Here is a 22,847-nt window from a genome sequence, read left to right as displayed (position 1 = left end):
GCCATGATCGACACCCGCCTGATCGACGACGAGCTGGTGCTGGAGGAGCTGCACGCCGTGTTCGTGGCCTACGAGGCCGCACTGATGGCCAACGACGTGGACGCGCTCAATGCCTTCTTCTGGGACGATGCGCGCACCACCCGCTACGGCATCGCCGACCGCCAGTGGGGCATCGACGAGCTGCGCGCCTACCGCGCCGCCACGCCCGCGCCCCAGTTCACGCGCACGCTGCACCACCTGCGGCTGCACAGCTTCGGCCACGACGTGGCGGTGGCCCAGGTGGAGTTCGTGCGCAGCGACACCGCGCTGCGCGGCTTCCAGACCCAGACCTGGGTGCGCCTGGCCGAGGGCTGGCGCATCGTGGCCGCCCACGTCAGCATGATCCCGTTCGAGGCCGACTGAGCTGCTTATCATCCTGGCCACATGCCCAGCACGACGCGCCCCCGAAAAACCGCCCCCCGCCCGACACGCGCCGCCACCGTGGTGCGCGTGGCTCCCGGCCTGAGCAGCGAGCCCACGCTGGCCGACCAGGCGCATGCGCGCATCAAGCAGATGGTGGTGGACTTCGCGCTGATGCCGGGCGAGCGCATCTCCGAGTCCGAGCTGGCCCAGCGCGTGCAGGTCAGCCGCACGCCGCTGCGCGCCGCGCTGCAGCGCCTGGCGCGCGAGGGCCTGCTGCAGCTGGTGCCCAAGCTGGGCTGGCAGGTGGCGCCGCTGGACTTCGACGTGATGGACGAGCTCTACGACCTGCGCGTGCTGATCGAATGCGACGCCGCCCGCCACCTGGCCGAGCACGAGGAGCGCCCCGAGCTGCGCCAGCTGGCCGATGTCTGGCTGGTGCCCGCCGCCGAGCGCCAGCGCGACGGCGCCCAGGTCGGCGCGCTGGACGAGCAGTTCCATGCGCTGCTGGTGCAGGGCAGCGGCAACCGCGAGATGGTCCGCGTGCACCAGGAGATCACCGAGCGCATCCGCATCATCCGCCGGCTGGATTTCACCAAGCCGGCGCGCATCGACGCCACCTACGACGAGCACGCGCGCATCCTGCGCGCCATCACCCGCCGCCGCGCCGACGAGGCCCAGCGCCTGCTGCGCGCCCACATCGCGCAGAGCAAGCTCGAGGTGCGGCACATCACGCTGGACATGCTCTACCGGGCGCGGCGCAGCGCCTGACGCGCCGGCGGCAGGGCCCTCGTGGATGCTCAGAGCGGATGCATCAGGTAGGGCATCATCACCTTGGTCTTTCGATGAACGGCCATGCCGGCGATGCGTCCGGCACTGTCAATACCCTGCGCACTGATTAGCCGCCAACCCTTGGGTGAGACCATTGGATCGATGCGCTTGTTGAGGTCGGCGATGCTGCCGTTGATCCAGATGACGGCGCGATCACTGCCGCTGCGGCGGGCATAGCCAACAATCTGGCCCTTGGAATTGATGCCTGTGGCCCACGCGTCAGTGCCGTCCAGCGTTGGCAACTCCACCAAGCCATTCCCAGTCCAATAAAAGGGCCTGGTGTACGAGCCGTCTGATGTGTCCGACCAGCCCACGAGCCAGCCTTTGCGGTTCACGGCAGACACAACGGCCCTTGGGCCACCCAGCGTACCCAAGTCCAGCGGACTGCCGGCGATCCAGACCGCCGCGTGTGTGACCGTCGACGAGATCGTCAACGATCCACCCGCGATGCCGTCGTCATTGAGTGCTTTGACAGCACCGCCGACGGCGCCATCCGGCAGTGGCAACGCCGCAGGCACCTCCTCGGTCCACAACGTGGGTTGCGGCCATCCCAGGCCCGGCCACTCCGCGTAGCCCGCAATGACGCCACCTGCATTGACGGCCAGCGCCATGCTCTGTCCAGGCCCTGTCGGCAACTGCAGCCAGTCCCAGCTGCCGTCGGCCCGCCAGACAACCGGTTGCGGGTTCGACGACGGTTGGAACCGGCCCTCGCCCACCGTCACGCCGGCGGCGTTGCCAGCCAGCGCAGCGTTGGCGCCCGCCCCAGCGGCCGGCAGACGGGTAGGCTGCAGCCCGTTCCAGCGCACGGCAGCGATCTGCGAGGGAGGCGCGTCGTCAATCGACTGGCCGAGTACCACACCACCTGGCGCGATGCCATAGACATAAGAGCGCGAGCCAGGCACGCTGTTGAAGTTGTCAAGCAACTCCAGACGGTAATTGCCGGCCGATGCGGCACCAACGGACAGCGATAGGGCCACAGCGGCAAAGGCGTGGGTCATGGACATATTCGGTGTCTCCCTTGTTTGTCATGCATACCTGCAAAAGCCGCCACTTCCAGAACCGCTATAGACACAAGGTGGCGTCAGCGCGTGGGCGTCGAAAAGCGGTAGTCCACGCCCAGGCCCACGGTGTCGGCGCTGAAGCGCCGGCCGGCCGAGCTGCGGGCCTCCAGCCGGCCCAGGTTCAGGCTCAGCGAGAGCTGGTCGTCCAGGATGTAGCGCACGCCGCCGCTGGCCTTGGCCGCGGTGCCGTGCACGTTGGCGCCCACCATCGCCTGGCCGAACCACTGCCAGCGGTCGCTGGCCGCGGCGCGGCTTTGCAGGCCCAGGCCGGTCAGCAACTCGCCGTAGCCGGGGTAGCCCAGGTAGGCGTTGTAGGCCACCGCGGCCTGCACCGGCACGTACCAGCGCTCGTTCAGCGGCGTGTCGACCTGGATGCCGATCATCTGCAGCGGCGGCCGCGCGATGTCGCGGTAGACCAGCTTGAAATCGGTCTGGTGGAACAGGCTGACGCGGAAACCCTGCCAGTGCGACGGGCCCTCGTCGCCCGCGCGGCTGGGGCGCAGATGGTGGGTCAGCGCCAGGCCGTAGGTGGTGTTGCGCGAGCTGGCCTTGGGCGCGCTCATGTGGCCCACCGACAGCGACAGGCCCAGCGTGCGGCTCAGCGCGTACTCGGCGCTCAGCTTGGGATAGACCAGCAGGCCCGGGCCGGTGTCGATCTGCTCGGGCGAGTAGCCGCCCGAGCCCAGGCCCAGCTGGCCGTACAGCGCCCAGCTCGGTGCCACACGCCAGCGCTGGCCCACACCACCCAGCACCTGGTTGTAGATCGGCAGGCCGCGGTAGCCCACGCCGATCGCGCCGAACCAGTAGGTGTCGGGCGCGAAGAAGTGCGCGTACTGCAGGTCGGCCAGGCGCAGCGTGCCCTTGAAGTTGCCCTGCGGGCTGCTCTGGCGGTAGTTGTCCAGCGTCACCGTCAGCATGTTCTCGCCCACCTCGGCGGCGGCGCGGCGCTCGTCGGCCGGCCCCAGCGGCTGGCCCTGGCTGGCGAATGGACCGGTGAGGTAGCTGTACGGGATCTCGACGAACAGATTGGCCTGGGTGCTGTCGATCGCCGAGCTGCGGAATTTCACCTTGGCGGCATTGACCCCAACGGCGAAGGAACCGAAGTCCCAGCCCAGGCCGACATGACCCTTGACGAAGCCGCCAGTGCCCGACAGCACCTTGCTCTGCGCAATGCTGCGCCCACCGCCGCCGCCGCCGGCCGACAGGCCCGCAGTGGCGAACAGCGGGCCGCTGATCGGCTGGCGCAGGTAGGCGCCCAGGTCAAAGGCCATGAAGCCGCCGTAGCCGCCATGCACCAGCGGCGCATACACCCCCGCGCCCAGGTGCAGGCGCTCGCCCACCGGGTGGTACAGGTGAAAGCCCATGAAGTCGATCGGCGCATCACCGGGCACCTTGATCTTCTGGTAGTCCAGCGTGATCAGCGCGTCGTGGCGGCGCAGGCTGGCGTCGGGGGAGGCGCTGTCCTGGGCGTGAGCGCAGGCTCCGGCCAGCAGGCCAAGGGCGACAAGGGGGACGGGCAGGCGAAGCGTCATGGGCGGTCTCGGGCGGCAGGACGTGGGCGGGCGGCGCGCGAGGTTAACACCGCGCGCACCAGCGCCGCAGCCGCCGGCCGCTCAGCGACCCTCGGCTGGCAGGTGCTTCGCCAGAAACGCCTCCACCCGCCGTGCGAAGTCGATCTGGTTCTTCTCGGTGCGCCAGCCATGGCCCTCACCGGGGTAGACCACCCACTCGGGCTCGCGGCCGGCGCGGCGCAGGGCGTCGCGCATGCGCTCGCCATGGGCGATCGGCACGCGCTGGTCCTCGGTGCCGTAGGCCATCAGCAGCGGCGCCTTGATGCGGGCGGCCTGGCGCACCGGGTCGATGGCCTCGACCATGGCCGCATCCTCGGGCAGGCTCGCCACGCGCTTGGGCAGGTTGACACTGCGACCCTGGCTGGAGATGTCGTCACGCACCAGCCAGGAGCCCTTGAGGAGCAGCTCCATGTCGGCCACCCCCACCCACTGGATGCCGCAGGACCACAGCTCAGGCTGGCTGACCAGGCCCATCAGCGTGGCATAGCCGCCATAGCTGGCGCCCATGATGCAGGCGCGCTCGCCAGCGATGCCCTTGGACTGCACATGGCGCAGCGCGTCGGCCAGGTCGTCCTGCATCGCGCGGCCCCATTGGCGGTCGCCGGCGCGTTCGTGCACCAGGCCGTAGCCGGCGCTGCCGCGGAACTCGGGCTCGATCACCACGTAGCCGCGTGAGGCCAGGAACTGCACCATCGGGTCCCACGCCCAGTGGCCGCCGCGCACCCAGGGGCCGCCATGCACCAGCAGCACCGCGGGCGGGCGCGCCTTGGCCGGCACACCAACCGGGCGGGTGACCCACAGCGGCATCTCGCGACCGTCGCGCGTGCGGATGCGCTCGAAGCCCTTGTCGGCCATCTGCGCCACCGGCAACTCGGGCCGCGCCACCTGCAACAGCTGCAGCGCGTTGCGGCCCTCCTGGTCGGGCCGCCACAGCCAGACCCGACCCGGGTCGCTGGCCGATCGCGAATGCACCAGCACCACCCGGTCGTCGCGGTCACAGCGGGCGCAGCTCAGGCGGTTGGACCAGTCGGGCAGCAGCGCGTCGATCCTGGCCTGCAGCGCGCGCAGCGCCGGGTCGTACCAGACGGTGGTGTGGGCGTCGGTTTCCAGGTGCACGCCCAGCAGGCGCTGGCCGGTGCTGTCAAAGACCAGGTCGGGCGAGACATCGAAGCCGGGCGCTTCGACCAGGTTGGTGGCCGCGGGCCGGCCCGCCGCAAAGTCATAGCGACCCAGCGCGTACCACTGGCCAGCGCCGTAGCGGTGCGTCAGGTAGAGCTCGCCTCGGCCGTCCACCGCCTCAGGGATGAAGGGCAGCTTGTCGGGCGCGGCCTCGGCCAGCGTTGACCAGCCGTCAGCACCGTTCCAGAGGATCGTGGCCCGGTGGTCACGCTCGGCCACGATGGCGCGAGGCACGCCCTGCGGGTCGAACCACCACTGCTTGGCATGGCGCGGCGTGCCCTTGAGGTCGATCTTGCGGGTGCGGCCGGTGGCGGTGTCCAGCCACATCGGCTCGACGCCGGCCAGTTGGCCCACGCCGAACAGCATCTGGCCGACGATGACCTCGTTGCGCTGACCCGGCAGGACCTGCAGCAGCAGGTGGTTCCAGGCCAGCGTGTTGTCGCGGATGCGGGTGTCGATCGCGACCGGGGTGTAGCGGCGGTAGACCAGTTGGCGGTACTCGGTGCCATCGGACTTCACCGAGTACAGGCCCGGGGCGTACTCGTAGTCCTCGCCGCTGCCCTCCTGGTAGTCGATCGCACTGAAGACCAGGCGCTCGTCATTGACCCACTGGAAGCGGCCGACGTCGCCATCCTCAAAGGCCGCCACCCAGCGCAGTTGGCGGTCGCCCTCCAGGTTCATCACCACCAGGCCGACGCGCTCGCGTTTCACACTGGTGGTGAAGGCCAGTTGGCGGCCCGAGGGCGACAGCTTGAGCTGCTCGATCGCCGGCCGCTGGAAGAAGCGCTCGACCGGCAGGTCGGACGCCGCCGCGGCCCGGCCAGGCAGCCAGGCCACCCCGGCCAGCACGATCGTCACCAGGCCCGACCGCCACCCGCGGCCGCACACCCATGGCTGTTGCATGGTCATCCTCCCTTGTCGGCTCGATGTTCGCACGGGCACGGCCCGGTGGAATCAGGGCTGACGCTGGTCGGGCCGGGGTGCCGGCGACAGCAGCGCCTGGGCCAGATCGCCATCGACCAAGGCCCCGGCCGCGTCGATCAAGGGCTGCTCGAAGTCGTTCCAGCCGCGACGTCGCCTTGAGCTTCGGCAGCGGCGGCGCGCGTGATCGACATCAATCGACGCCGCCGCCAACGCGGTTCAATGCTGCCCACCGGCCCTGCCGACGGGGCCTGTGGCTTGCTGCATGAATCTCGCCGATCCGCCCCCGCCGCCGCGTGCGCGCATCCACTGGCTGACGCCGCCGGCCGACCAGCAGCCGCTGTGCACCGAGTGCGCGGTGCGCGACATGGCCTTGTTCGGCCCGCTGCCGGGCGACTGGCTGCGCCAGGCGCATGACTACGTCAGCGCACTGACACTGCCGCCAGGCCAGCGTTTGCTGGGCCGGGGGCACCAGGGTCAGGCCGTCTACACCGTGCGCCAGGGCGTGCTGCGCGCCGAGCGCTACACGGAAGCCGGCCAGCGCCGCATCGTGCGCCTGGCCGGGCCCGGCGCGCTGCTGGGCAGCGAAGCGCTCTCAGGCCTGCCGCAGGTGGACGATCTGATCGCCTGCACCGAGGTGTCGCTGTGCCGCATCTCGCTGGGCCTGTTCCCGCCCGCCACCGAGCGCGGCCAGGCCATGGCTGTGCCGGTGTTGCGCCAGCTGCAGCGCGACATGGACGCGATGGTGCAGTGGTCGGTACACCTGACCCGCGGCAGCGCGCGCTCGCGTCTGCTGCAGCTGCTGGCGCTGCTGGACCGCCATGCCGAAGCCGACGGCAGCGCCTGGCTGCCGCGGCGCGACGAGATCGGCGACATGCTGGACCTGACGCTCGAAACCGCCAGCCGCCAGTTCAGCGCGGTGCACAAGTCAGGCGTGGTGCAGGTGCTGTCGCTGCAGCGCATGCGGGTGGACCGGCCGGCACTGGCGGCAGCCATCGCCGCGCTGGCCGACTGATCCAGGTCAAGCGCAGGCCAGGCGCCCGGCGCCGCTTGCCAATTGTCATCCGGCCCCGGTGCGGGCGGGCGTGTCATGTCGACCTCGACATTCACGGAGCCTCACATGCCTGCCTTGATCGATCTCTTCACCAGCGACGTCGGACTGCTCAGCCTGGCCAGCATTGTCTTCATGCTGGGCATGGGCGTGTTCTACCTGCGCTACTTCCTGCGCCACATGCACGAGGACGAGGCGCGCCACAAGCAGGGTTGATCGCCGCCGCCGCATCGGCGGTGCCGGATCCGGCGACACTGCGGGGACGATGCACCCCGCCCTGCCCCGCTGATGTTGTCCGTCACGATCGGCCCGCTGGCCCTGCCGCTGCAGCCGCTGGCCTGGCTGCTGGCCCTGGTGGCCGGCGCCTGGCTGGCCGGGCGCCTGGTGCGCCGCACAGATCCGCAGGCCGGCCAGCGCGTCGGTGATGCGCTGTGGCTGGCCGCGCTGGCAGCGTTGCTGGCCGGGCGCCTGGTGCACCTGCTGCTGCACACCTCGGCGTATGCCGGTCAGCCCTGGGCCATGCTCGATGTGCGCGACGGTGGTCTGCACGGCCCGGTCGCCGCGCTGACCGGCGCCGGGTTTCTGGTCTGGCGCCTGCGTCACCAGCGGGCCTGGTGGCAGCCCGCCGCCGGCGGCGCTGCGCTGGCGCTGGCGATCGTTGGCGCCGCCAGCGTGCTGGCCCAGCGCCACGCGGTGCACCAGCCCCCCGAGCTGGTGCTGCAGGACCTGCAGGGCGCGCCCGTGAACGTGCGCAGCGCGCTGCACGGCCAGCCGGCGGTGCTGGCGCTGTGGGCCACCTGGTGCGGCGTGTGCCAGCGCGAGCTGCCGCTGCTGCAGCAGGCCCAGCAGCGTTGGCCGCAGGTGCGCGTGGTCTATGTCAACCAGGCCGAGGCACCGGCGCTGGTGCAGGCTCACCTGGCCACCCAGGCCGCGCCCGCGGCACCGGTGTGGCTGGACACCCAGGCGCAGCTGGGCACGCTGGCCGGCTCGCGCGCGCTGCCCACGCTGCTGTTCTACGACGCCGCTGGCCAGCTCGTGGGCACCCATGTGGGTCTGCTCAATGCCGCGGCGCTGGAGGTGCGGCTGCAGTCGCTGACCCGCTGAGCCGCGCCGCCAGCCGCCATGCTGCGCACCGCACACCCCACCCGCCCAGCGACTGCTGTTGATCGAGGACGACCGGATGATCGGCGACAGCCTGCGCGCTGGGCTGCGCGCCGAGCATGGCCGCCTGCAGGTGCGGCGCGACGGCGAGACGATCTTCGTGCCGGTGCCGCTGGGCTGAGGCCCTCCAGGACACGCCGGGCCGCCCCAAGTGTCCTGGTCCCCCGCGGGGGGTGGGCCGGGCGCAGCACGGCGGTGCTCGGTGTGTCAGGGCACCAGCACCAGCAGCCAGTTGACCAGCCGGCGCGCCTCGTCGGCACTGACCGTGCCGGCCTGCGGCGGCATGTTGGCCGGCGAGACCTTGCCCACCCAGTGGCGCCCGGCGGGGTTGCTGCCGTCCAGCACGGTGCGGGTGAGCGTGTCGTGGGCGCGCGGGTCGTTGCGGTACTTGATCGACACATCGCGCCAGGCCGGCGCGATCGGCGGCAGGCCGTCGGCGCGCGGCGCCGCGGGCTGCAGCGTGTGGCAGGCCATGCAGCCACGATCGGTGGCCAGCTTCAGCATCGCGGCGTTGTTCTCGGCCGGTGTGGCGCCGACCGCGCTGGTCAGCAGCCAGGCGGCGGTGGCGGTCATCAGGGTGCGCATCGTGTTCTCCGGATCGGGGCCCGCAGGCTCTGCGGGTGCATTCTCGCGCGCGGCGCTCAGGGACCGGAGGCGGCGGTGGATGCGGCCGACGCAGCGGGCGGCGGCGGCTCAGCCTCCAGGCCGATGCGCTCGACGAAGCCGCCACCGGCGAACTCGGCGTAGCGCCAGTCACCGTCCACGCTCACCACGCCCTCGGGCGGCGCGTCAGCGACCACCGGCACGCCCTTGAGCGCCTGCTGCATGTAGCCCAGCCAGGCCGGCAGTGCCAGGCCGCCGCCGCTCTCGCGCGCGCCCAGGCTGCGCGGCTCGTCGTAGCCGATCCACACCACCGCCACCACCGCCGGCTGGAAGCCGGCGAACCAGGCGTCGACCGCGTCATTGGTGGTGCCGGTCTTGCCGTACACATCCGATCGCTTGAGCGTGGCCTGGGCGCGCGCCGCGGTGCCGCTGCGCGTGACCTCCTGCAGCAGCGCGCGGGTGACGAAGGCGTTGCGCGCCGGGATGACGCGCGCGCCATCGGCTGCGCTGGCGGCTGCGGCCACCGCGGTGGGCGCGGCGCTGGCCGGGGCCGAGGCGGTCTCGGCCGCTGGCACGCCAGACGCGGCCGACGCGGCCGGTGCCGCCGCCTCCACCAGCGCGGGCGCGGTCGGCGCCTCATAAAGCACCGTGCCCTGGGCGTCGACGATCTTCTCGATCACCCGCGGCGTGACCTTGAAGCCGCCATTGGCGAACACCGCATAGGCGGCGGCCATCTGCATCGGCGTGACACTGCCGGCGCCCAGCGCCAGCGTCAGGTTGTCGGGCTGCTTGTCGCGCTCCAGGCCGAAGCGCTCAGCCCAGTCGCGCACCGTGGGCACGCCGATCTGCTGCAGCAGGCGCACGCTGACCAGGTTCTTGGACTTGGCCAGCGCCTGGCGCAGCGTCAGCGGACCGTCGAACTGGCCGTCGCTGTTCTGCGGGCTCCAGTCGCCGATCGTCAGTGGCGCGTCGTTGATGACGGTGGCCGGCATCACGCCCTGCTCCAGCGACGCGGAGTACAGCAGCGGCTTGAAGCTGGAGCCGGGCTGGCGCCAGGCCTGGGTGGCGTGGTTGAAGGGCTGGCGCGCGAAGTCGTAGCCGCCCACCAGCGCGCGCACGCGACCGGTGGCGCTGTCCAGCGCGACCAGCGCGCCCTCGGCCTCGGGCCACTGGGCCATCGTCCAGCCGCCCTTGGCGGTGGCGGCCACGCGGATGATCGAGCCGCGCTGCACGCGCAGCGCGTCGCTGGCCTTGGGGCCCAGGCCGCTGTGCGCCAGGCGCAGACCGTCGCCGCTGAGGGTGACGGTGTCGCCGTTGGCCAGGCGGGCGCTCAGCTCGCGCGGGCTGGCCTGCAGCACGATGGCCACGCGCAGGTCCTCATCGTCGCGGCTGTCCTTCAGCGCCGCCGCGATGGCCGCGTCATCGGCATCGTCGGGCAGGGTCACCTCGTCCTCGGGGCCGCGCCAGGGCTGGCGGCGCTCATGATCGAGCAGGCTCTTGCGCAGCGACAGCCAGGCCGCCTGCTGCTCGGCCGCGACCAGCGAGGTGGTGACCTTGATGCCGGTGGTGTAGGCCTTGTCGCCCAGCCGCGCGAACACCTCGCGCCGAGCCATCTCGGCCACATGCTCGGCATGCACGTCGGTCTGGCCCTGGGTGCGCACCACCAGCTTCTGCGCCACGGCGGCGTCGTGCTCTTCCTGGGTGATGGTGCCGGTGGCCAGCAGCCGGCCCAGCACCACGCGCTGGCGGGCGGTGGCGCGTTCGAAGTGGGTGATCGGGTTGGCGAAGCTGGGGTTCTTGGGCAGGCCGGCGAGCATCGCCATCTCGGCCACGCTGCACTCGGCCAGCGGCTTGCCGAAGTACACCCGCGCCGCGGCTCCAAAGCCATAGGCGCGCTGACCCAGGTAGATCTGGTTCATGTAGAGCTCAAGGATCTGGTCCTTGCTGAGCTGCTGCTCGATCTTCAGCGCCAGCGCCGCTTCCTTGAGCTTGCGCTCCAGCGTGCGGCGCGACGACAGGTAGAAGTTGCGCGCCACCTGCTGGGTGATGGTGGACGCCCCCTCGCGCCGGCCGGCCAGGTTGGCCAGCAGCGCGCGGGCGATGCCGCGGTAATCAATGCCGCCATGCTCGCGAAAGCGCACGTCCTCGACCGCCACCAGGATGTCCTGCATGCGCGGCGGGATCTGCGCCAGCGGCAGGAACTCGCGCCGCTCGCTGCCGAACTGGGTGATCTCGATGCCCTCGCGCGTGAGCACCTGCAGCGGCTGGCGCGGCTGGTAGTGGGTCAGCTCATCGAGCGGCGGCAGCTGCGGGTAGATGATGGCCACCGCCGCGGCCGTGGCCAGGCCCGCCAGCACGGCCAGCAGCGCCAGAATCAGCAGCAACGACGAGAACATGAAGCCGCGGCGGCGGGCCGGTGAGGCGGGTGGAACAACAGGCATGGGCGATCGGGCGGCCGGAACCGAGGCATTATCGGCATGGATTGGCGGGCGCTCCCCGGCCAGTTCCGGCCTTCGGGGCGGGCCGCGCTCGCTAGCATCCGCGCAGGCGCCGCCGCGCCAAGGAGACGCCCATGCCTGCCTGGCTCGACGCGCTGAACCGCCATCTGCCGCTGCGCTACCTCACCCTGATCGCCCTGGCCTGCGCGGCCCTGCTGGGCGCCTTCGTGTGGATCGCCACCGGCGAGTTCGCCTGGCTGGCGCTGCTGGGCGCCGCCGGCACCGGCCTGGGCTGGCGCGACCTGCACCAGCGCCGCCACGCGGTGCTGCGCAACTACCCGGTGATCGGCCACCTGCGCTTTCTGCTGGAGTTCATCCGGCCCGAGATCCGCCAGTACTTCATCGAGAGCGACAACGAGGCCGCGCCCTTCTCGCGCCAGCAGCGCTCACTGGTCTACCAGCGCGCCAAGGGTCAGCCCGACAAGCGCCCCTTCGGCACCCAGCTGGATGTGCACCACCAGGGCTACGAATGGATCAACCACTCGCTGGTGCCCACCCACATCGACAGCCACGACTTCCGCGTGACGATCGGCGCCGGCCGCGGCCAGCCCTACAGCGCCAGCGTGTTCAACATCTCGGCGATGAGCTTTGGGGCGCTCAGCGCCAACGCCATCCTGGCGCTCAACGGTGGCGCCCGCAAGGGCGGCTTCATGCACGACACCGGCGAGGGCTCGATCAGCGAGCACCACCGGGTGCATGGGGGCGACCTGGTGTGGGAGATCGGCTCGGGCTACTTTGGCTGCCGCGGCGACGACGGCCGCTTCAGCGAGGAGCGCTTCGTCGCCAACGCCGCCAGCGCGCAGGTGCGGCTCATCGAGGTCAAGCTCAGCCAGGGCGCCAAGCCGGGCCATGGCGGCGTGCTGCCCGGGCCCAAGGTGACGCCCGAGATCGCCGCGGCGCGCGGTGTGCCGGTGGGGGTGGACTGCGTGTCGCCCGCCGCGCACTCGGCCTTCTCGACCCCGCTGGAGCTGCTGCAGTTCATCGAGCGGCTGCGCGCGCTCAGCGGCGGCAAGCCCACCGGCTTCAAGCTGTGCATCGGCCACCCCTGGGAGTGGTTCGCGATCTGCCAGGCGATGCAGGCCAGCGGCATCGTGCCCGACTTCATCGTCGTCGATGGCGCCGAGGGCGGCACCGGCGCCGCGCCGCTGGAGTTCACCGACCATGTGGGCACGCCGCTGCAGGAAGGCCTGCTGCTGGTGCACAACACACTGGTCGGCCTGGGGCTGCGCGAGCGCATCCGCCTGGGTGCCTCGGGCAAGATCGTCAGCGCCTTCGACATCGCCCGCGCGATGGCGCTGGGGGCCGACTTCTGCAACTCGGCGCGCGGCTTCATGTTTGCGCTGGGCTGCATCCAGGCCCAGACCTGCCACAGCGGTGAATGCCCCACCGGCGTGACCACCCAGGACCCCTGGCGCCAGCGTGCGCTGGTGGTGCCCGACAAGACCGAGCGGGTGGCGCAGTTCCACGCCAACACGCTGCATGCGCTCAAGGAACTGGTGCAGGCCGCCGGCCTGCGGCACCCTGGCGAGATCCGCGCCAGCCACATCGTGCGCCGGGTCGATGGCGACCAGGTGCGGCTGCTGGCCAACCAGCTGCGCTTCCTGCAGCCCGGCGAGCTGCTCGAGGCCATCGCCGGGCGCCAGCCCTGGCCGCACAAGGTCTACGAGACCTACTGGCCGTTGGCGCGGCCGGACAGCTTCGCGCCGCGCGCGCCTGAATGAAAAAGCCCCGCCGGGTGGCGGGGCTTGGCAGCAGGCGGGCGGCGCATCGAGGCGCCGCGCCGGCTCAGCGCACGGTGGCGCGGGCGATCGTCACCGTGTTGGTGCTGAAGGTCTCCCAGTGCGCCGGGTTGGTCGGGTCACCCAGCGCCTTGAGCACCTCGATGGTCACCGTGTAGTCACCGTCGGGCTGCACGCCCTTGGTGGTGGTGCCGTCCCAGGCGAAGGCGAAGGCACCGGTGGCGGTGCTGTTGCGGCCCAGGTACTGGTCGATGCTGATGATGCCGGCCGACTTGCCCGTGGCCTTGTCGGTGGCCTTGACGATGATCTTGCGCGACTGGTGATCCAGGTGCAGCAGGAAGTACGGGATGTCGTCAGCCACCATCGAGTAGGTGCCGCCAGTGCTGTTGCGGTTCACAAAGCTGCCGCCGACCAGCTGGGCCAGCCACGGGTAGTCGCTGCCACCCGAGGTCAGCACCTGGATCGACTGGTAGTCACCCTTGAAGCCGGCAAAGGGCACGCGCAGCACCTGACCGCCGCCCTGCGGCGTGGCCACGACGTAGCCGCCGAAGAGGCTCTTGTCGGCGAGATCGGCGTTGGCCGCGACCGTCACGTCCACCGTGGCGGTGCCACGGGCCGGCACTGTCACCGAGGCGGGGATGATGGTCACGCTTGCCGCGGCATCCAGCGCGCTCACCGCAAAGGTGTTCGGACCGGTGGCCAGCGCCGCAGCGTGCGACAGGTCGTAGGTGATGGCGGCGCTCGAGGTGTTCCTCAGCGTCAGCGTGCGGGTCTTGGCAGCCCCTTCGGTCTCGCCCAGGGCCAGCTCGCTGGGCATCACCACCACCGGGGCCTGCACCGCAGCGGGGATGTTGATCAGGCCGGCGCCCTGGCGGTGCACCATGTCGATGTAGCTGGAGGTGGGCGCACCGTTGTAGACCTTGGGCACCGCGGTGTTCTGCAGGCGGCGCTTGACGGCGGCGGGCAACAGCGACGGGTCGGCCTGCAGCATCAGCGCAGCGGCGCCCGCCACGTGCGGCGAGGCCATCGAGGTGCCCGACAGCGAGGTGTAGCCACCCTTCTCCAGCGGATAGGTCGAGTAGATCGAGCCGCCTGGTGCGCCCAGGTTGGGCTTGAGGCTCAGGTCAGCGGCCAAACCCCAGGACGAGAAGCTCGAGATCAGCCCACCGGTCGGGTTGGGCACGCTGATCACACCGGACTGCCAGTCCATCGCCGCGCTGCCGGCCTGGATCAGGCCGTCGATCGTGGCGCCGTCGACCGCGCTGATCGACACCACGGGAATGGTGATCGGCGGGGTGCCGGCCACCGTCGGGTTGATCAGGCCGGTGGTGTTGTTGTAGAGGATCACCCCGGCCGCGCCCGCGGTCTGGGCGTTGAAGGCCTTGATGTAGAAGGCGCAGGTGCCGCGGCGGATCAGCGCCACCTGGCCGGTCAGGCTGCCGGCGGGCAGCGGGTTGCACGCGTCGTTGGCGGTGCTGGTGGTGCCGGTGCGGGCCAGCGGGAAGTTGCCGCTGGTGGGCGGGGTCGGCGCGCCGGTGGCGGCCAGATAGCCCACGTCGGCGGCGCCGGCGGTGAAGTGGCTCAGCGCCATCGCCGTGTTGTCGAACGAGGCCACGCCGATCACCTGCTTGCCCACGCCGGGCGCACCCGCCGCGTACAGGCCGCTGGTGCCGGAGTTGCCGATCGAGGCCACCATCACCACACCGGCCTTGGCCAGGTTGTCGGCCGCCTTGGCGGTGGGGTAGTCGGGCCACTGGAAGGACGAACCGATACTCTGGTTGACGACCTGCATGCCATCGGCCAGCGCGCGCTCCATGGCGGCGGCCATGATGTCGGAGTCGGTGGTGCCGTTGCAGCCGAAGACGCGGTAGGCGCCGAAGCTCACGTTGGGGGCCACGCCCTTGAGCGTGTCGCCGTTGGCGCCGACGATGCCCGCCACGTGCGAGCCGTGGCCACCGCAATCGTCGGGGTTGGCATCGGGCACCGGGTCGGTGCCGAGGTCGGCGTTGTAGTCATCGCCGACGAAGTCGTAGCCGGTCACCACGCGCGGGTTCGGGAAACCGGGCGTGCCGCCGTTGAGCGCGGGGTGATCGACGTCGACGCCGGTGTCGATGATGCCGACCTTGATGCCCTGACCGGTCAGGCCCAGCACGTTCTGCGCATAGTCGGCGCCGGTCATGGCCAGCGCGGTCATCATCGTCGGGCCCACGTCACCCCGCACGCGCTCGACCTTGGGCGCGGGAATGATCGACACCGGGTGCACCGCCTTCACGCCGGGCAGGCGCTCGAGGCGGGCCTTCTCGGCCGGCGTGGCGCGCACCGAGACGCCGTTGAACAGGCGCTCGAAACTGAAGCGCTCCTTGACCTGGATGCGCGCCGCGGCCACGGCCTGGCGGAACGCGGCCTTCTCGCTGCGGATGCGGTCGCTGCGGCCACCTTCGGCGGTGGGCGCCGACTTGAACTCGATGAACCACAGGTCAGGCGAGCGCTGCGCGCTCTGCGCGGACACGCTTTGCGAGGTGCTGGGGGCGGCTTGGCCCGCGGTCACGCCCATCATCAGGGCAGCGGCGGCGCTGGCGATCAGCGTCTGGCGATTGACTTTCACTACAAGGAACTCCAGGGTTGTAAACCCGGGCCGGATGGGCCCGGTGGATGCGCCCGCTTCTGGCGGAGCGCCTCTGCACGACGCAAGAAGAATGCCCAAGAGTGAACATGCCTCTGCCGTCGAACGAGCCGCGATGTTTGGCCATGCGTGCCCGTTCGGCGCTGCGTGCTTTCCCGCGGAGTGCTGGTGGCGTGCCCCCTAGGCTTAGGGAATTTGGCTGCTCACCTGTCCCTGAGGCGACAGGTGGCGCTCAGGCCTGAGGCAGGGTGTCGGTGAAGCTGGGCCGGGCGGCCAGCTTGTCGAACAGGCGCTGCAGATTGGGGTGGTCGGCGCGCCAGTCGATGTCGGGGAAGCGGAAGTCCAGGTAGCCCAGCGCCACGCCCACGGCGATGTCGGCCAGGCTCATGTGGATGCCCACGCAGAAGGGCTTGTCGCCCAGGCCCTGGCTCATCGCCCGCAGCGCGCTGTGTACACGGCTGAGCTGGCGGTCGATCCAGGCGTCACAGCGCTGTTCGGCGCTGCGGCCGGGCCAGACGGCTTCCATGCGGGCGGCGATGCTGGCATCGAGCAGGCCGTCGGCCAGCGCCTCCCAGGTGCGCACCTCGACGCGCTCGCGGCCGCTGGGCGGGATCAGCTTGCCCACCGGCGACAGCGTGTCGACGTACTCGACGATGACGCGCGAGTCGAAGATGGCCTCGCCGGCGTCCATCACCAGGCAGGGCACCTTGCCCAGCGGGTTGGAGGTGAGGATCTGGTCATTGCCCCACACGTCCTCGAGGACGAACTGGTAGTCCAGCTTTTTCTCGGCCAGCACAACGCGAACCTTGCGGACGTAGGGGCTGGTGAGGGATCCGATCAGTTTCATGCGTGGCGAGTCGGCGGCTGGGCGCGGGGTGCAGCGGGATTCTATCGATGCACTTTCTCACGGACGGTCACAGTCCGGAAGTCACCAACCGTAAAATGCGGGCATGTCGCGCGGCGCCCACGCTGCGCTGTCGGCGCCGCCGTCTGCCGCGCCACGCCCCTCCCTCTGCCCCGAGACGCCGATGACGATCCCGACCATCACGGCCCTGTCCCCGCTGGACGGCCGCTACGCTTCCAAGCTCGCCGCGCTGCGGCCGCTGCTGTCCGAATACGGCCTGATGCACCGCCGCGTGCAGGTCGAGGTGGAGTGGTTCATCGCCCTGTCCGACGCCGGCCTGGACGGGTTTGCGCCGCTGTCCGAAGCCTCGCGTGGCCTGCTGCGTGGTCTGGTGCTGCGCTTTTCCGAAGCCGATGCGCGCGCGATCAAGGACATCGAGCGCACCACCAACCACGACGTCAAGGCGGTCGAGTACTGGCTGAAGGCGCGCTTCGAGGGCCAACCCGAACTGAAGGCGGCCAGCGAGTTCGTCCACTTCGCCTGCACCAGCGAGGACATCAACAACACCAGCCACGCGCTGATGCTCAAGGCCGCGCGCGAGCAGGTGATGCTGCCGGCCATTGACCGCATCGTCGCCAAGCTCACCACCATGGCGCAGGCCTTTGCCGCCGTGCCCATGCTCAGCCGCACCCACGGCCAGACCGCCAGCCCCACCACCGTGGGCAAGGAGATCGCCAACGTGGTGGCGCGCCTGCAGCGCGCGCGCCAGGTGATCGCCGAGGTGAAGCTGCTGGCCAAGATGAACGGCGCGGTGGGCAACTACAACGCCCACTCGGTGGCCTACCCGGACACCGACTGGGAGCGCTTCTCGCGCGAGGTGATCGAGCAACGCCTGGGCCTGGTGTTCAACCCCTACACCATCCAGATCGAGCCGCACGACTACATGGCCGAGCTGTTCGACGCCTTCACGCGCCTGGACACCATCCTGATCGACTTCTCGCGCGATGTGTGGGGCTACATCTCGCTGGGCTACTTCAAGCAGAAGCTCAAGGACGGCGAGGTCGGCTCGTCGGCGATGCCGCACAAGGTCAACCCGATCGACTTCGAGAACGCCGAAGGCAATTTCGGCCTGGCCAATGCGCTGCTGGCGCACCTGGCGCAGAAGCTGCCGATCAGCCGCTGGCAGCGCGACCTGACCGACTCCACCGTGCTGCGCAACATGGGCGTGGCGCTGGGCTATGCGCTGCTGGGCTATGACTCGCTGGCCCGTGGCCTGGACAAGCTTGAGCTCAATGAGGCTGCGCTGGCCGCCGACCTGGACGACAGCTGGGAAGTGCTGGCCGAGGCCATCCAGACGGTGATGCGCCGCCACGCCCTGCCGCAGCCCTACGAGCAGCTCAAGGCCTTCACCCGCGGCAAGCCGATGACGCGCGAGCTGATCCAGGGCTTTGTGGCCGATCTGCCGCTGCCCCAGGCCGAGAAGGCCCGTCTGCTGGCGATGACGCCGGCCGACTACACCGGCCGCGCCGCCACCCTGGCCAAGCGCATCGGCGGCTGAGGCCGCTCAGCGCGCCTGGGCGACTACCGCCACGGCGGCGGCGTCGGGCGGTGGGGCCTCGGGTGTGCTGCGGCTGGCACGCGCGGCCAGCGCATCGACCGGATCGGCGGCGGCCGCCAGCTGGGTGCCCAGCTGGATCAGCAAGGTGGCCGCCAGGGCCGAGCCGCCCAGCACCAGCAAGGGTGACCAGGGGCTGGGGCGGCCGGGGCGCCGCGACGCAGGTGTCGGGTGTGTGCTCATCAGGTGTCCCTCGCAGACCGGGTGCGCTGCCCCGGATCGTCCGTCCGGGGTCGTCCATGCCCTCGTTGTGGCACGAACCGTCGCTTCTCCTGATGACATACGCAAGACAGGCGCCAATCCGGACAGGGTTGTCCCCTGCTTGAGGGACGGTCGCCCCCGCCTTCAGCGCAGCGCAGCGTGACCGCAATCCGCCAGCAGGGCGGCGGCCTGGCGGTCGTGCAGGCCGCCTGGCGCCGCCTGGGCCAGCCAGCGGCGCGCCTCGGCGGCCCGCTCGCAGGCGGCGCCGCGCTGGCCCTCGGTGCGCAGCAGCTCGGCCTCGAGGACCGCCGCCATGCCGCTGGACGCACCGCCAAACTCGCGCAGCACCGACTCATCGATCTGTGCCCGCGCCCGGGACAGGGCCTCGCGCGCCTCGGCCAGGCGCCCCTGCTGCCAGGCCGCCCGGGCCTGCCACAGCGCCAGGCTGGCGCGGTCGCGCGCCAGCAGCGTGGCGGGCTGCTGCGCGGCCGAGGATTCGATCTGCTCGCGCCATGCCGCCAGCCGCTCGTCGGTCTGCGCGGCGGAGCCGGTGGGCACCAGCACGGCCATCAGTGCGCGGCTGCGCACCAGCACCTTGCGCAGGTGCTCGGGCATGCCGACCTGCTCGGCCTCGGCCTGCGCCTGGTCCAGCACCGCCACGGCCTGGGCAGCGCGCCCGCCTTCAGCCAACAGCGGCGCCGCGCGCAGGCGCCACAGCGCGCGCCAGACATTGGGCTGTGGACCCACCAAGCGGCCAATGCCGTCCCAGGCCGCCTGGTAGGCGGCGTTGGCCTCGTCCATGCGACCCATCAGCGCAAGCGCGTGGCCACGCTCCATCTCGATCGACGGCAGCGTATAGCCATCGCCGGCGCCCTTGGCCTGCAGAGCTTGCGCGCGCAGTCGCTCAAGCAGGCTCAGCGCGGCACGCGGCTGGCCGGCCAACGACAGCGTCAGGCCCAGCCGGTAACCCGTCTGCAGGGTGTCGACATGCAACGGACCGAGCAGATCCTGGCTGCGTGCGTGCGCTGCCTCGTACAGCGCCTGGGCGCGCCGCAGATGCCCCAGGCGCGACTCGGCATCGGCCAGGCCGGCCTCGGCCTCGGTGCGGGTCAGCGGCGGCAGGTCAGGCTCCCGGTCGAACAGGGCCAGCACGTCCTCGTGGTGGTGCAGGAGCTGCTGCGGGTCACGCTGGACCAGGGTGGCTGTGCGTGCCCGGCCGACCAGCGCCCGCAGCAGCAGACGCGGATCAACAGACTGACCCTGCAGGCGCGCCGCCACCTGTTCGAACAGCGCGAAAGCATCGGCGGGCTGGGCGTGCTCCAGCAGCGAGGCCTGGATCAGATCGCGCTGCGCGATCAGGCCAGGCGCCGGCGCGGTCAGCCGGGCCAGCACCAGGTCGGCTTCGCGCAGGGTGGCCGCGGCACGGTCCAAGGCCCGGGCCAGACGAGCGTCGGCCAGCAGCACCAGCGCCTCGGCCAGCGGCGGCGAGTCGGGTCCGAAGCGGTGGCGGGCGTGGTCGACCAGCCGCAGCGCCGAGGCCTCGCGACCGGCCGCATCGTCGACGTCGGTGTACAGGCTGTACACCGTGCGTTCGAGGTCGAACTGCACCTCGGCGTCCTCCACCGGACGCCGGGCCAGTTGCTGCGCCGACAGGTCCAGCAGCTCACGCGCCGTCACCTGCCCGCCGCGACGCGGGTTGGCGCCCAGCCAGGACACCGGCTTGTACAGGCCCAGCACGAAGTCGCGCGTGGCCTGGGCGCGCAGGGCCTCGCGCTGGGCGATGCGCGCCTGGTTCCACGAGAACACTGAGCTGGCCACCAGGGCCAGCGCGACCACGCTGCCGGCGCCCACCGCCAGCCGGTGGCGGCGCACGAAGACGCGGGTGCGGTACAGCCAGCTGTCCGGCTGGGCCAGCACCGGCTGGCCGTCCAGCCAGCGCTGCAGGTCGGCGCGCAGCTCGGTGGCGCCGGCGTAGCGCTGCGCCGGATCGGTGCGCAGCGCCTGCAGCACGATCGCGTCCAGGTCGCCGCGCAGCGCCTGCGCCAGCCGGCGCGCGCTCAGGCCGCGCCGGCCGGCGGCGCCGGCGGCCACGCGGGCGCTGGGCCGCGTGGTGTCGCCCTGCAGCACCGCGGTCTCGACCTGGGCCGCCGAGCGGTGGCTCAGCCGGTAGGGCAGCTCGCCGCACAGCAGCTCGTGCAGGATGACGCCCAGCGAGTAGACGTCGCTGGCGGTGGACAGCGGCTCGCCGCGCAGCTGCTCGGGGCTGGCGTAGTCGGGCGTCAGTGCGCGGCCGCCCAGCGCGGTGAGCTGGGTGTCATGGGTGCGGTCATCGTCGCCCAGCAGCTTGGCGATGCCGAAGTCCAGCAGCTTGACCTGCCCCTGCTGGTCGACCAGGATGTTGCCGGGCTTGAGGTCGCGGTGCAGCACCAGCTGCGCATGGGCGTGCGCCACCGCGTCGAGCACCTGCAGGAAGATGCGCACCCGGCCGCGCGGCGAGCGGGTGCGCTCGTCGCACCAGGTGGTCAGCGGCGCGCCCTGCACATGCTCCATCGCCAGCCAGGGCTTCTGTCCATCCAGCCCGGCGTCATACAGGCGCGCGATGTGCGGGTGGTCCAGTCGCGCCAGCAGGTCGCGCTCGCGCGCCAGGCGCTCGGCCAGGTCGTCGCGCCAGGGCAGGTGCAGCGGCAGCTTCAGCGCCACCTGGCGCTCGTAGGCGCCGTCGGCGCGGCAGGCGCTCCACACCTCGGCCATGCCGCCGGTGCCCAGCAGCGCCTGCAGCGCCCAGGGGCCGATGCGGTCGCCGGGCTGGCGGCTGCTGCGCGGCGCCGGGCGCTCGCCCAGCGGCGGTGGGGCCTGCAGCGCGGGGTGGGTCTGCGCGCGCTCATGCGCGGCGAGCAGCGCGTCGAGCTCGGCCAGCTCGTCGGCGGGGCCCTGCAGCGCGGCGCGCCAGGCGGCGCGCTCGGCCGGGTCCTCGCGGTCCAGCGCCTCGTCCAGCCAGGCCGAGACGCGCCGCCAGCGCGCCCGCGCAGCCTGAGCGGCCGGGTCGGCGTCGTCGCTCACGACATCTGCGCCATCAGGAAGGCGCGCGCCTTCTCCCAGTGCCGGCGCACGCTGCGCTCGGTCAGCGACAGCAACTCGGCGATCTCGGCCTGGCTGTAGCCGGCGAAGTACTGCATCTCGACCACGCGGGCCAGCGTGGGATCGAGCTTGTCGAGCTCCTCCAGTGCAGCGTGGATCTCGATCAGGGTCTCGTCGGCCGCCGCCGCCGGGTGCTCGGTGGGCGAGAGCTCGTCCAGCGCGACATGGTCGCTGTCGCCGCCGCGGCGCATCGCCTGCTGCTCGCGCGCCAGGTCGATGATCACGTGGCGCATCACCGTGGCGGCGTAGGTGAAGAAGTGCTTGCGGTCGTCCAGCGCCAGCGAGCGCGCACGGGTGAAGCGCAAAAAGCTCTCGTGCACCAGCTCGGTGGTGCTCATCAGCGGCGCCTGGCCGCGCACATACAGCCGCGCATGGGCAATGCGCCGAAGCTCCGGGTACAGCTCGGAAAACAGGTGCTCCACCGCGCCCGGCTGGCCTTGCACGGCGCGCTGGATCCACACGGTCAGTGACGGCGCCTCGGCCATGACCCCTCCGTCCGTTCGTCTGCGTCGGCGCGGAGCATAGCGCCCGTGGGTGACCAGCGGGGAGCCCGCTGCAGCCTGCCAGCCTCCTAGAATGAGGGGATGAGCTTCGCCCGCATGCTGGCCGCCGCGACGGCCCGACACGACTCGCTGCTGTGCGTCGGCCTGGACCCGGACCCGGCGCGCTTGCCGGCCGGCATGAAGGGCGATGCCAGCCGCATCTTCGATTTCTGCGCCCGCATCGTCGATGCCACCAAGGACCTGGTCTGCGCCTTCAAGCCGCAGATCGCCTACTTCGCCGCCCACCGCGCCGAGGACCAGCTCGAACAGCTGATGGCCTACATCCGCCGCAACGCCCCCGAGGTGCCGGTGATCCTGGACGCCAAGCGCGGCGACATCGGCTCGACCGCCGAGCAGTACGCCCGCGAGGCCTTTGTGCGCTACCAGGCCGATGCGGTGACGCTGTCGCCGTTCATGGGCTTCGACTCGATCGAGCCCTACCTGCCCTACGACGGCAAGGGCGTGATCCTGCTGTGCCGCACCTCCAACCCGGGCGGCTCGGACCTGCAGTTCCAGACGCTGGACAACGGCGACCGGCTGTTCGAGCATGTCGCCCGCCTGGCCGCCGGTGCCTGGAACCGCCACGGCCGGCTGGGCCTGGTGGTGGGCGCCACCTTCCCGCAGGAGCTGGCGCGGGTGCGCGAGCTGGCGCCCACGCTGCCGCTGCTGATCCCGGGCGTCGGCGCCCAGGGCGGTGACGCGGCGGCCACGGTGCGCGCCGCCTGGCGGCCGGAGGGGCCGATCATCGTCAACTCCTCGCGCGCCGTGCTGTACGCCGGGGCAGGCGAGGACTTCGCTGCGCGCGCGCGCGCGGTGGCGCTGGCCACCCGGTCGGAGCTGGCTGCGGCGCGCGGCTGACGCGACCGCTTG

The 22,847-nt window shown here is 71.4% G+C and carries 18 protein-coding genes; 8 read left to right on the top strand and 10 right to left on the bottom strand.

Annotation, left to right across the window (positions count from 1 at the left end; genetic code table 11):
- Window positions 1-3: 3 nt before the first annotated feature.
- Both hpxZ and KAK06_RS13095 read left to right on the top strand, forming a co-directional pair.
- Window positions 4-402: an oxalurate catabolism protein HpxZ gene (hpxZ, locus tag KAK06_RS13100; RefSeq protein WP_210802557.1), complete on the top strand. Its 399-nt coding sequence runs from the start codon at window positions 4-6 to the stop codon at window positions 400-402.
- A gap of 21 nt (window positions 403-423) precedes the next feature.
- Window positions 424-1,170, top strand: coding sequence for a GntR family transcriptional regulator (locus tag KAK06_RS13095; protein ID WP_210802556.1), 747 nt, complete (start codon window positions 424-426; stop codon window positions 1,168-1,170).
- Between the two features lie 29 nt (window positions 1,171-1,199).
- Here the strand turns inward: KAK06_RS13095 and KAK06_RS13090 are convergent, their stop codons facing one another.
- From KAK06_RS13090 to KAK06_RS13080, 3 genes are all read right to left on the bottom strand, one after another.
- The gene (locus KAK06_RS13090; protein ID WP_210802555.1) at window positions 1,200-2,228 is read right to left on the bottom strand and encodes a hypothetical protein; all 1,029 of its coding nucleotides are present in this window, start codon (window positions 2,226-2,228) and stop codon (window positions 1,200-1,202) included.
- Between the two features lie 83 nt (window positions 2,229-2,311).
- Entirely contained in the window at window positions 2,312-3,823 is a 1,512-nt protein-coding gene (locus KAK06_RS13085; RefSeq protein ID WP_210802554.1) for a hypothetical protein, read from the bottom strand.
- 81 nt (window positions 3,824-3,904) lie between these two features.
- Complete coding sequence (locus KAK06_RS13080; protein WP_210802553.1) at window positions 3,905-5,944, bottom strand: S9 family peptidase; 2,040 nt, start codon at window positions 5,942-5,944, stop codon at window positions 3,905-3,907.
- A gap of 283 nt (window positions 5,945-6,227) precedes the next feature.
- On the opposite strand from KAK06_RS13080, the gene KAK06_RS13075 reads away from it, so the two are divergent.
- The 3 genes from KAK06_RS13075 to KAK06_RS13065 all read left to right on the top strand — a co-directional run bounded on the left by KAK06_RS13075 (window position 6,228) and on the right by KAK06_RS13065 (window position 8,117).
- On the top strand, window positions 6,228-6,977 hold the full coding sequence (locus KAK06_RS13075; protein ID WP_210802552.1) for a Crp/Fnr family transcriptional regulator: 750 nt from the start codon (window positions 6,228-6,230) through the stop codon (window positions 6,975-6,977).
- Between the two features lie 105 nt (window positions 6,978-7,082).
- Window positions 7,083-7,229 carry a DUF3149 domain-containing protein gene (locus KAK06_RS13070; protein WP_210802551.1) on the top strand — a complete coding sequence of 49 codons (147 nt, stop codon included), beginning with the start codon at window positions 7,083-7,085 and terminating at the stop codon, window positions 7,227-7,229.
- Window positions 7,230-7,301: 72 nt separating this feature from the next.
- Window positions 7,302-8,117: a TlpA family protein disulfide reductase gene (locus KAK06_RS13065; protein WP_210802550.1), complete on the top strand. Its 816-nt coding sequence runs from the start codon at window positions 7,302-7,304 to the stop codon at window positions 8,115-8,117.
- Window positions 8,118-8,381: 264 nt separating this feature from the next.
- Here the strand turns inward: KAK06_RS13065 and KAK06_RS13060 are convergent, their stop codons facing one another.
- The gene (locus KAK06_RS13060) at window positions 8,382-8,759 is read right to left on the bottom strand and encodes a c-type cytochrome (protein ID WP_210802549.1); all 378 of its coding nucleotides are present in this window, start codon (window positions 8,757-8,759) and stop codon (window positions 8,382-8,384) included.
- A 56-nt stretch (window positions 8,760-8,815) separates the two neighbouring features.
- Window positions 8,816-11,218, bottom strand: a complete 2,403-nt coding sequence (locus KAK06_RS13055) for a penicillin-binding protein 1A (RefSeq protein WP_210802548.1) — start codon at window positions 11,216-11,218, stop codon at window positions 8,816-8,818.
- Window positions 11,219-11,349: 131 nt separating this feature from the next.
- Between KAK06_RS13055 and KAK06_RS13050 the strand changes: the two genes are divergently transcribed.
- Entirely contained in the window at window positions 11,350-12,996 is a 1,647-nt protein-coding gene (locus KAK06_RS13050) for an FMN-binding glutamate synthase family protein (protein ID WP_210802547.1), read from the top strand.
- Window positions 12,997-13,060: 64 nt separating this feature from the next.
- On the opposite strand, the gene KAK06_RS24560 is transcribed toward KAK06_RS13050, so the two are convergent.
- Together KAK06_RS24560 and KAK06_RS13040 are read right to left on the bottom strand one after the other, a co-directional pair.
- Window positions 13,061-15,619, bottom strand: coding sequence for a S8 family serine peptidase (locus KAK06_RS24560; RefSeq protein ID WP_310741083.1), 2,559 nt, complete (start codon window positions 15,617-15,619; stop codon window positions 13,061-13,063).
- Between the two features lie 250 nt (window positions 15,620-15,869).
- The gene (locus KAK06_RS13040) at window positions 15,870-16,484 is read right to left on the bottom strand and encodes a glutathione S-transferase family protein (protein WP_210802546.1); all 615 of its coding nucleotides are present in this window, start codon (window positions 16,482-16,484) and stop codon (window positions 15,870-15,872) included.
- A gap of 181 nt (window positions 16,485-16,665) precedes the next feature.
- On the opposite strand from KAK06_RS13040, the gene purB reads away from it, so the two are divergent.
- Window positions 16,666-18,039 carry an adenylosuccinate lyase gene (purB, locus tag KAK06_RS13035; protein WP_210802580.1) on the top strand — a complete coding sequence of 458 codons (1,374 nt, stop codon included), beginning with the start codon at window positions 16,666-16,668 and terminating at the stop codon, window positions 18,037-18,039.
- A gap of 6 nt (window positions 18,040-18,045) precedes the next feature.
- Here the strand turns inward: purB and KAK06_RS13030 are convergent, their stop codons facing one another.
- The 3 genes from KAK06_RS13030 to KAK06_RS13020 all read right to left on the bottom strand — a co-directional run bounded on the left by KAK06_RS13030 (window position 18,046) and on the right by KAK06_RS13020 (window position 21,920).
- Window positions 18,046-18,279: a hypothetical protein gene (locus KAK06_RS13030; RefSeq protein ID WP_210802545.1), complete on the bottom strand. Its 234-nt coding sequence runs from the start codon at window positions 18,277-18,279 to the stop codon at window positions 18,046-18,048.
- Window positions 18,280-18,441: 162 nt separating this feature from the next.
- Window positions 18,442-21,357 (bottom strand): serine/threonine-protein kinase, encoded by a 2,916-nt coding sequence (locus tag KAK06_RS13025; RefSeq protein ID WP_210802544.1) that lies wholly within the window; start codon window positions 21,355-21,357, stop codon window positions 18,442-18,444.
- Complete coding sequence (locus KAK06_RS13020) at window positions 21,354-21,920, bottom strand: ECF-type sigma factor (RefSeq protein ID WP_210802543.1); 567 nt, start codon at window positions 21,918-21,920, stop codon at window positions 21,354-21,356. Before KAK06_RS13020 ends, KAK06_RS13025 begins: the two co-directional genes overlap by 4 nt.
- A gap of 99 nt (window positions 21,921-22,019) precedes the next feature.
- Between KAK06_RS13020 and pyrF the strand changes: the two genes are divergently transcribed.
- On the top strand, window positions 22,020-22,835 hold the full coding sequence (gene pyrF / locus KAK06_RS13015; protein ID WP_210802542.1) for an orotidine-5'-phosphate decarboxylase: 816 nt from the start codon (window positions 22,020-22,022) through the stop codon (window positions 22,833-22,835).
- Window positions 22,836-22,847 lie beyond the last annotated feature (12 nt).

Origin of the sequence: Ideonella aquatica (assembly GCF_018069755.1) — a bacterium.
GTDB lineage: Bacteria > Pseudomonadota > Gammaproteobacteria > Burkholderiales > Burkholderiaceae_C > Ideonella > Ideonella aquatica.
Note: the sequence above shows the minus strand (reverse complement) of the source record. Positions and strands in the feature narration are given on the sequence as shown.

Bases quoted from the DNA above. Each gene is read 5' to 3' on its own strand.
- KAK06_RS13085 (WP_210802554.1), bottom strand. From the start codon at position 3,823: ATGACGCTTCGCCTGCCCGTCCCCCTTGTCGCCCTTGGCCTGCTGGCC.
- purB (WP_210802580.1), top strand. From the start codon at position 16,666: ATGACGATCCCGACCATCACGGCCCTGTCCCCGCTGGACGGCCGCTAC.
- hpxZ (WP_210802557.1), top strand. From the start codon at position 4: ATGATCGACACCCGCCTGATCGACGACGAGCTGGTGCTGGAGGAGCTG.
- KAK06_RS13040 (WP_210802546.1), bottom strand. From the start codon at position 16,484: ATGAAACTGATCGGATCCCTCACCAGCCCCTACGTCCGCAAGGTTCGC.
- KAK06_RS13060 (WP_210802549.1), bottom strand. From the start codon at position 8,759: ATGCGCACCCTGATGACCGCCACCGCCGCCTGGCTGCTGACCAGCGCG.
- KAK06_RS13095 (WP_210802556.1), top strand. From the start codon at position 424: ATGCCCAGCACGACGCGCCCCCGAAAAACCGCCCCCCGCCCGACACGC.
- KAK06_RS13065 (WP_210802550.1), top strand. From the start codon at position 7,302: ATGTTGTCCGTCACGATCGGCCCGCTGGCCCTGCCGCTGCAGCCGCTG.
- pyrF (WP_210802542.1), top strand. From the start codon at position 22,020: ATGAGCTTCGCCCGCATGCTGGCCGCCGCGACGGCCCGACACGACTCG.
- KAK06_RS13080 (WP_210802553.1), bottom strand. From the start codon at position 5,944: ATGCAACAGCCATGGGTGTGCGGCCGCGGGTGGCGGTCGGGCCTGGTG.
- KAK06_RS13030 (WP_210802545.1), bottom strand. From the start codon at position 18,279: ATGAGCACACACCCGACACCTGCGTCGCGGCGCCCCGGCCGCCCCAGC.
- KAK06_RS13020 (WP_210802543.1), bottom strand. From the start codon at position 21,920: ATGGCCGAGGCGCCGTCACTGACCGTGTGGATCCAGCGCGCCGTGCAA.
- KAK06_RS13075 (WP_210802552.1), top strand. From the start codon at position 6,228: ATGAATCTCGCCGATCCGCCCCCGCCGCCGCGTGCGCGCATCCACTGG.
- KAK06_RS13050 (WP_210802547.1), top strand. From the start codon at position 11,350: ATGCCTGCCTGGCTCGACGCGCTGAACCGCCATCTGCCGCTGCGCTAC.
- KAK06_RS13055 (WP_210802548.1), bottom strand. From the start codon at position 11,218: ATGCCTGTTGTTCCACCCGCCTCACCGGCCCGCCGCCGCGGCTTCATG.
- KAK06_RS13070 (WP_210802551.1), top strand. From the start codon at position 7,083: ATGCCTGCCTTGATCGATCTCTTCACCAGCGACGTCGGACTGCTCAGC.
- KAK06_RS13090 (WP_210802555.1), bottom strand. From the start codon at position 2,228: ATGACCCACGCCTTTGCCGCTGTGGCCCTATCGCTGTCCGTTGGTGCC.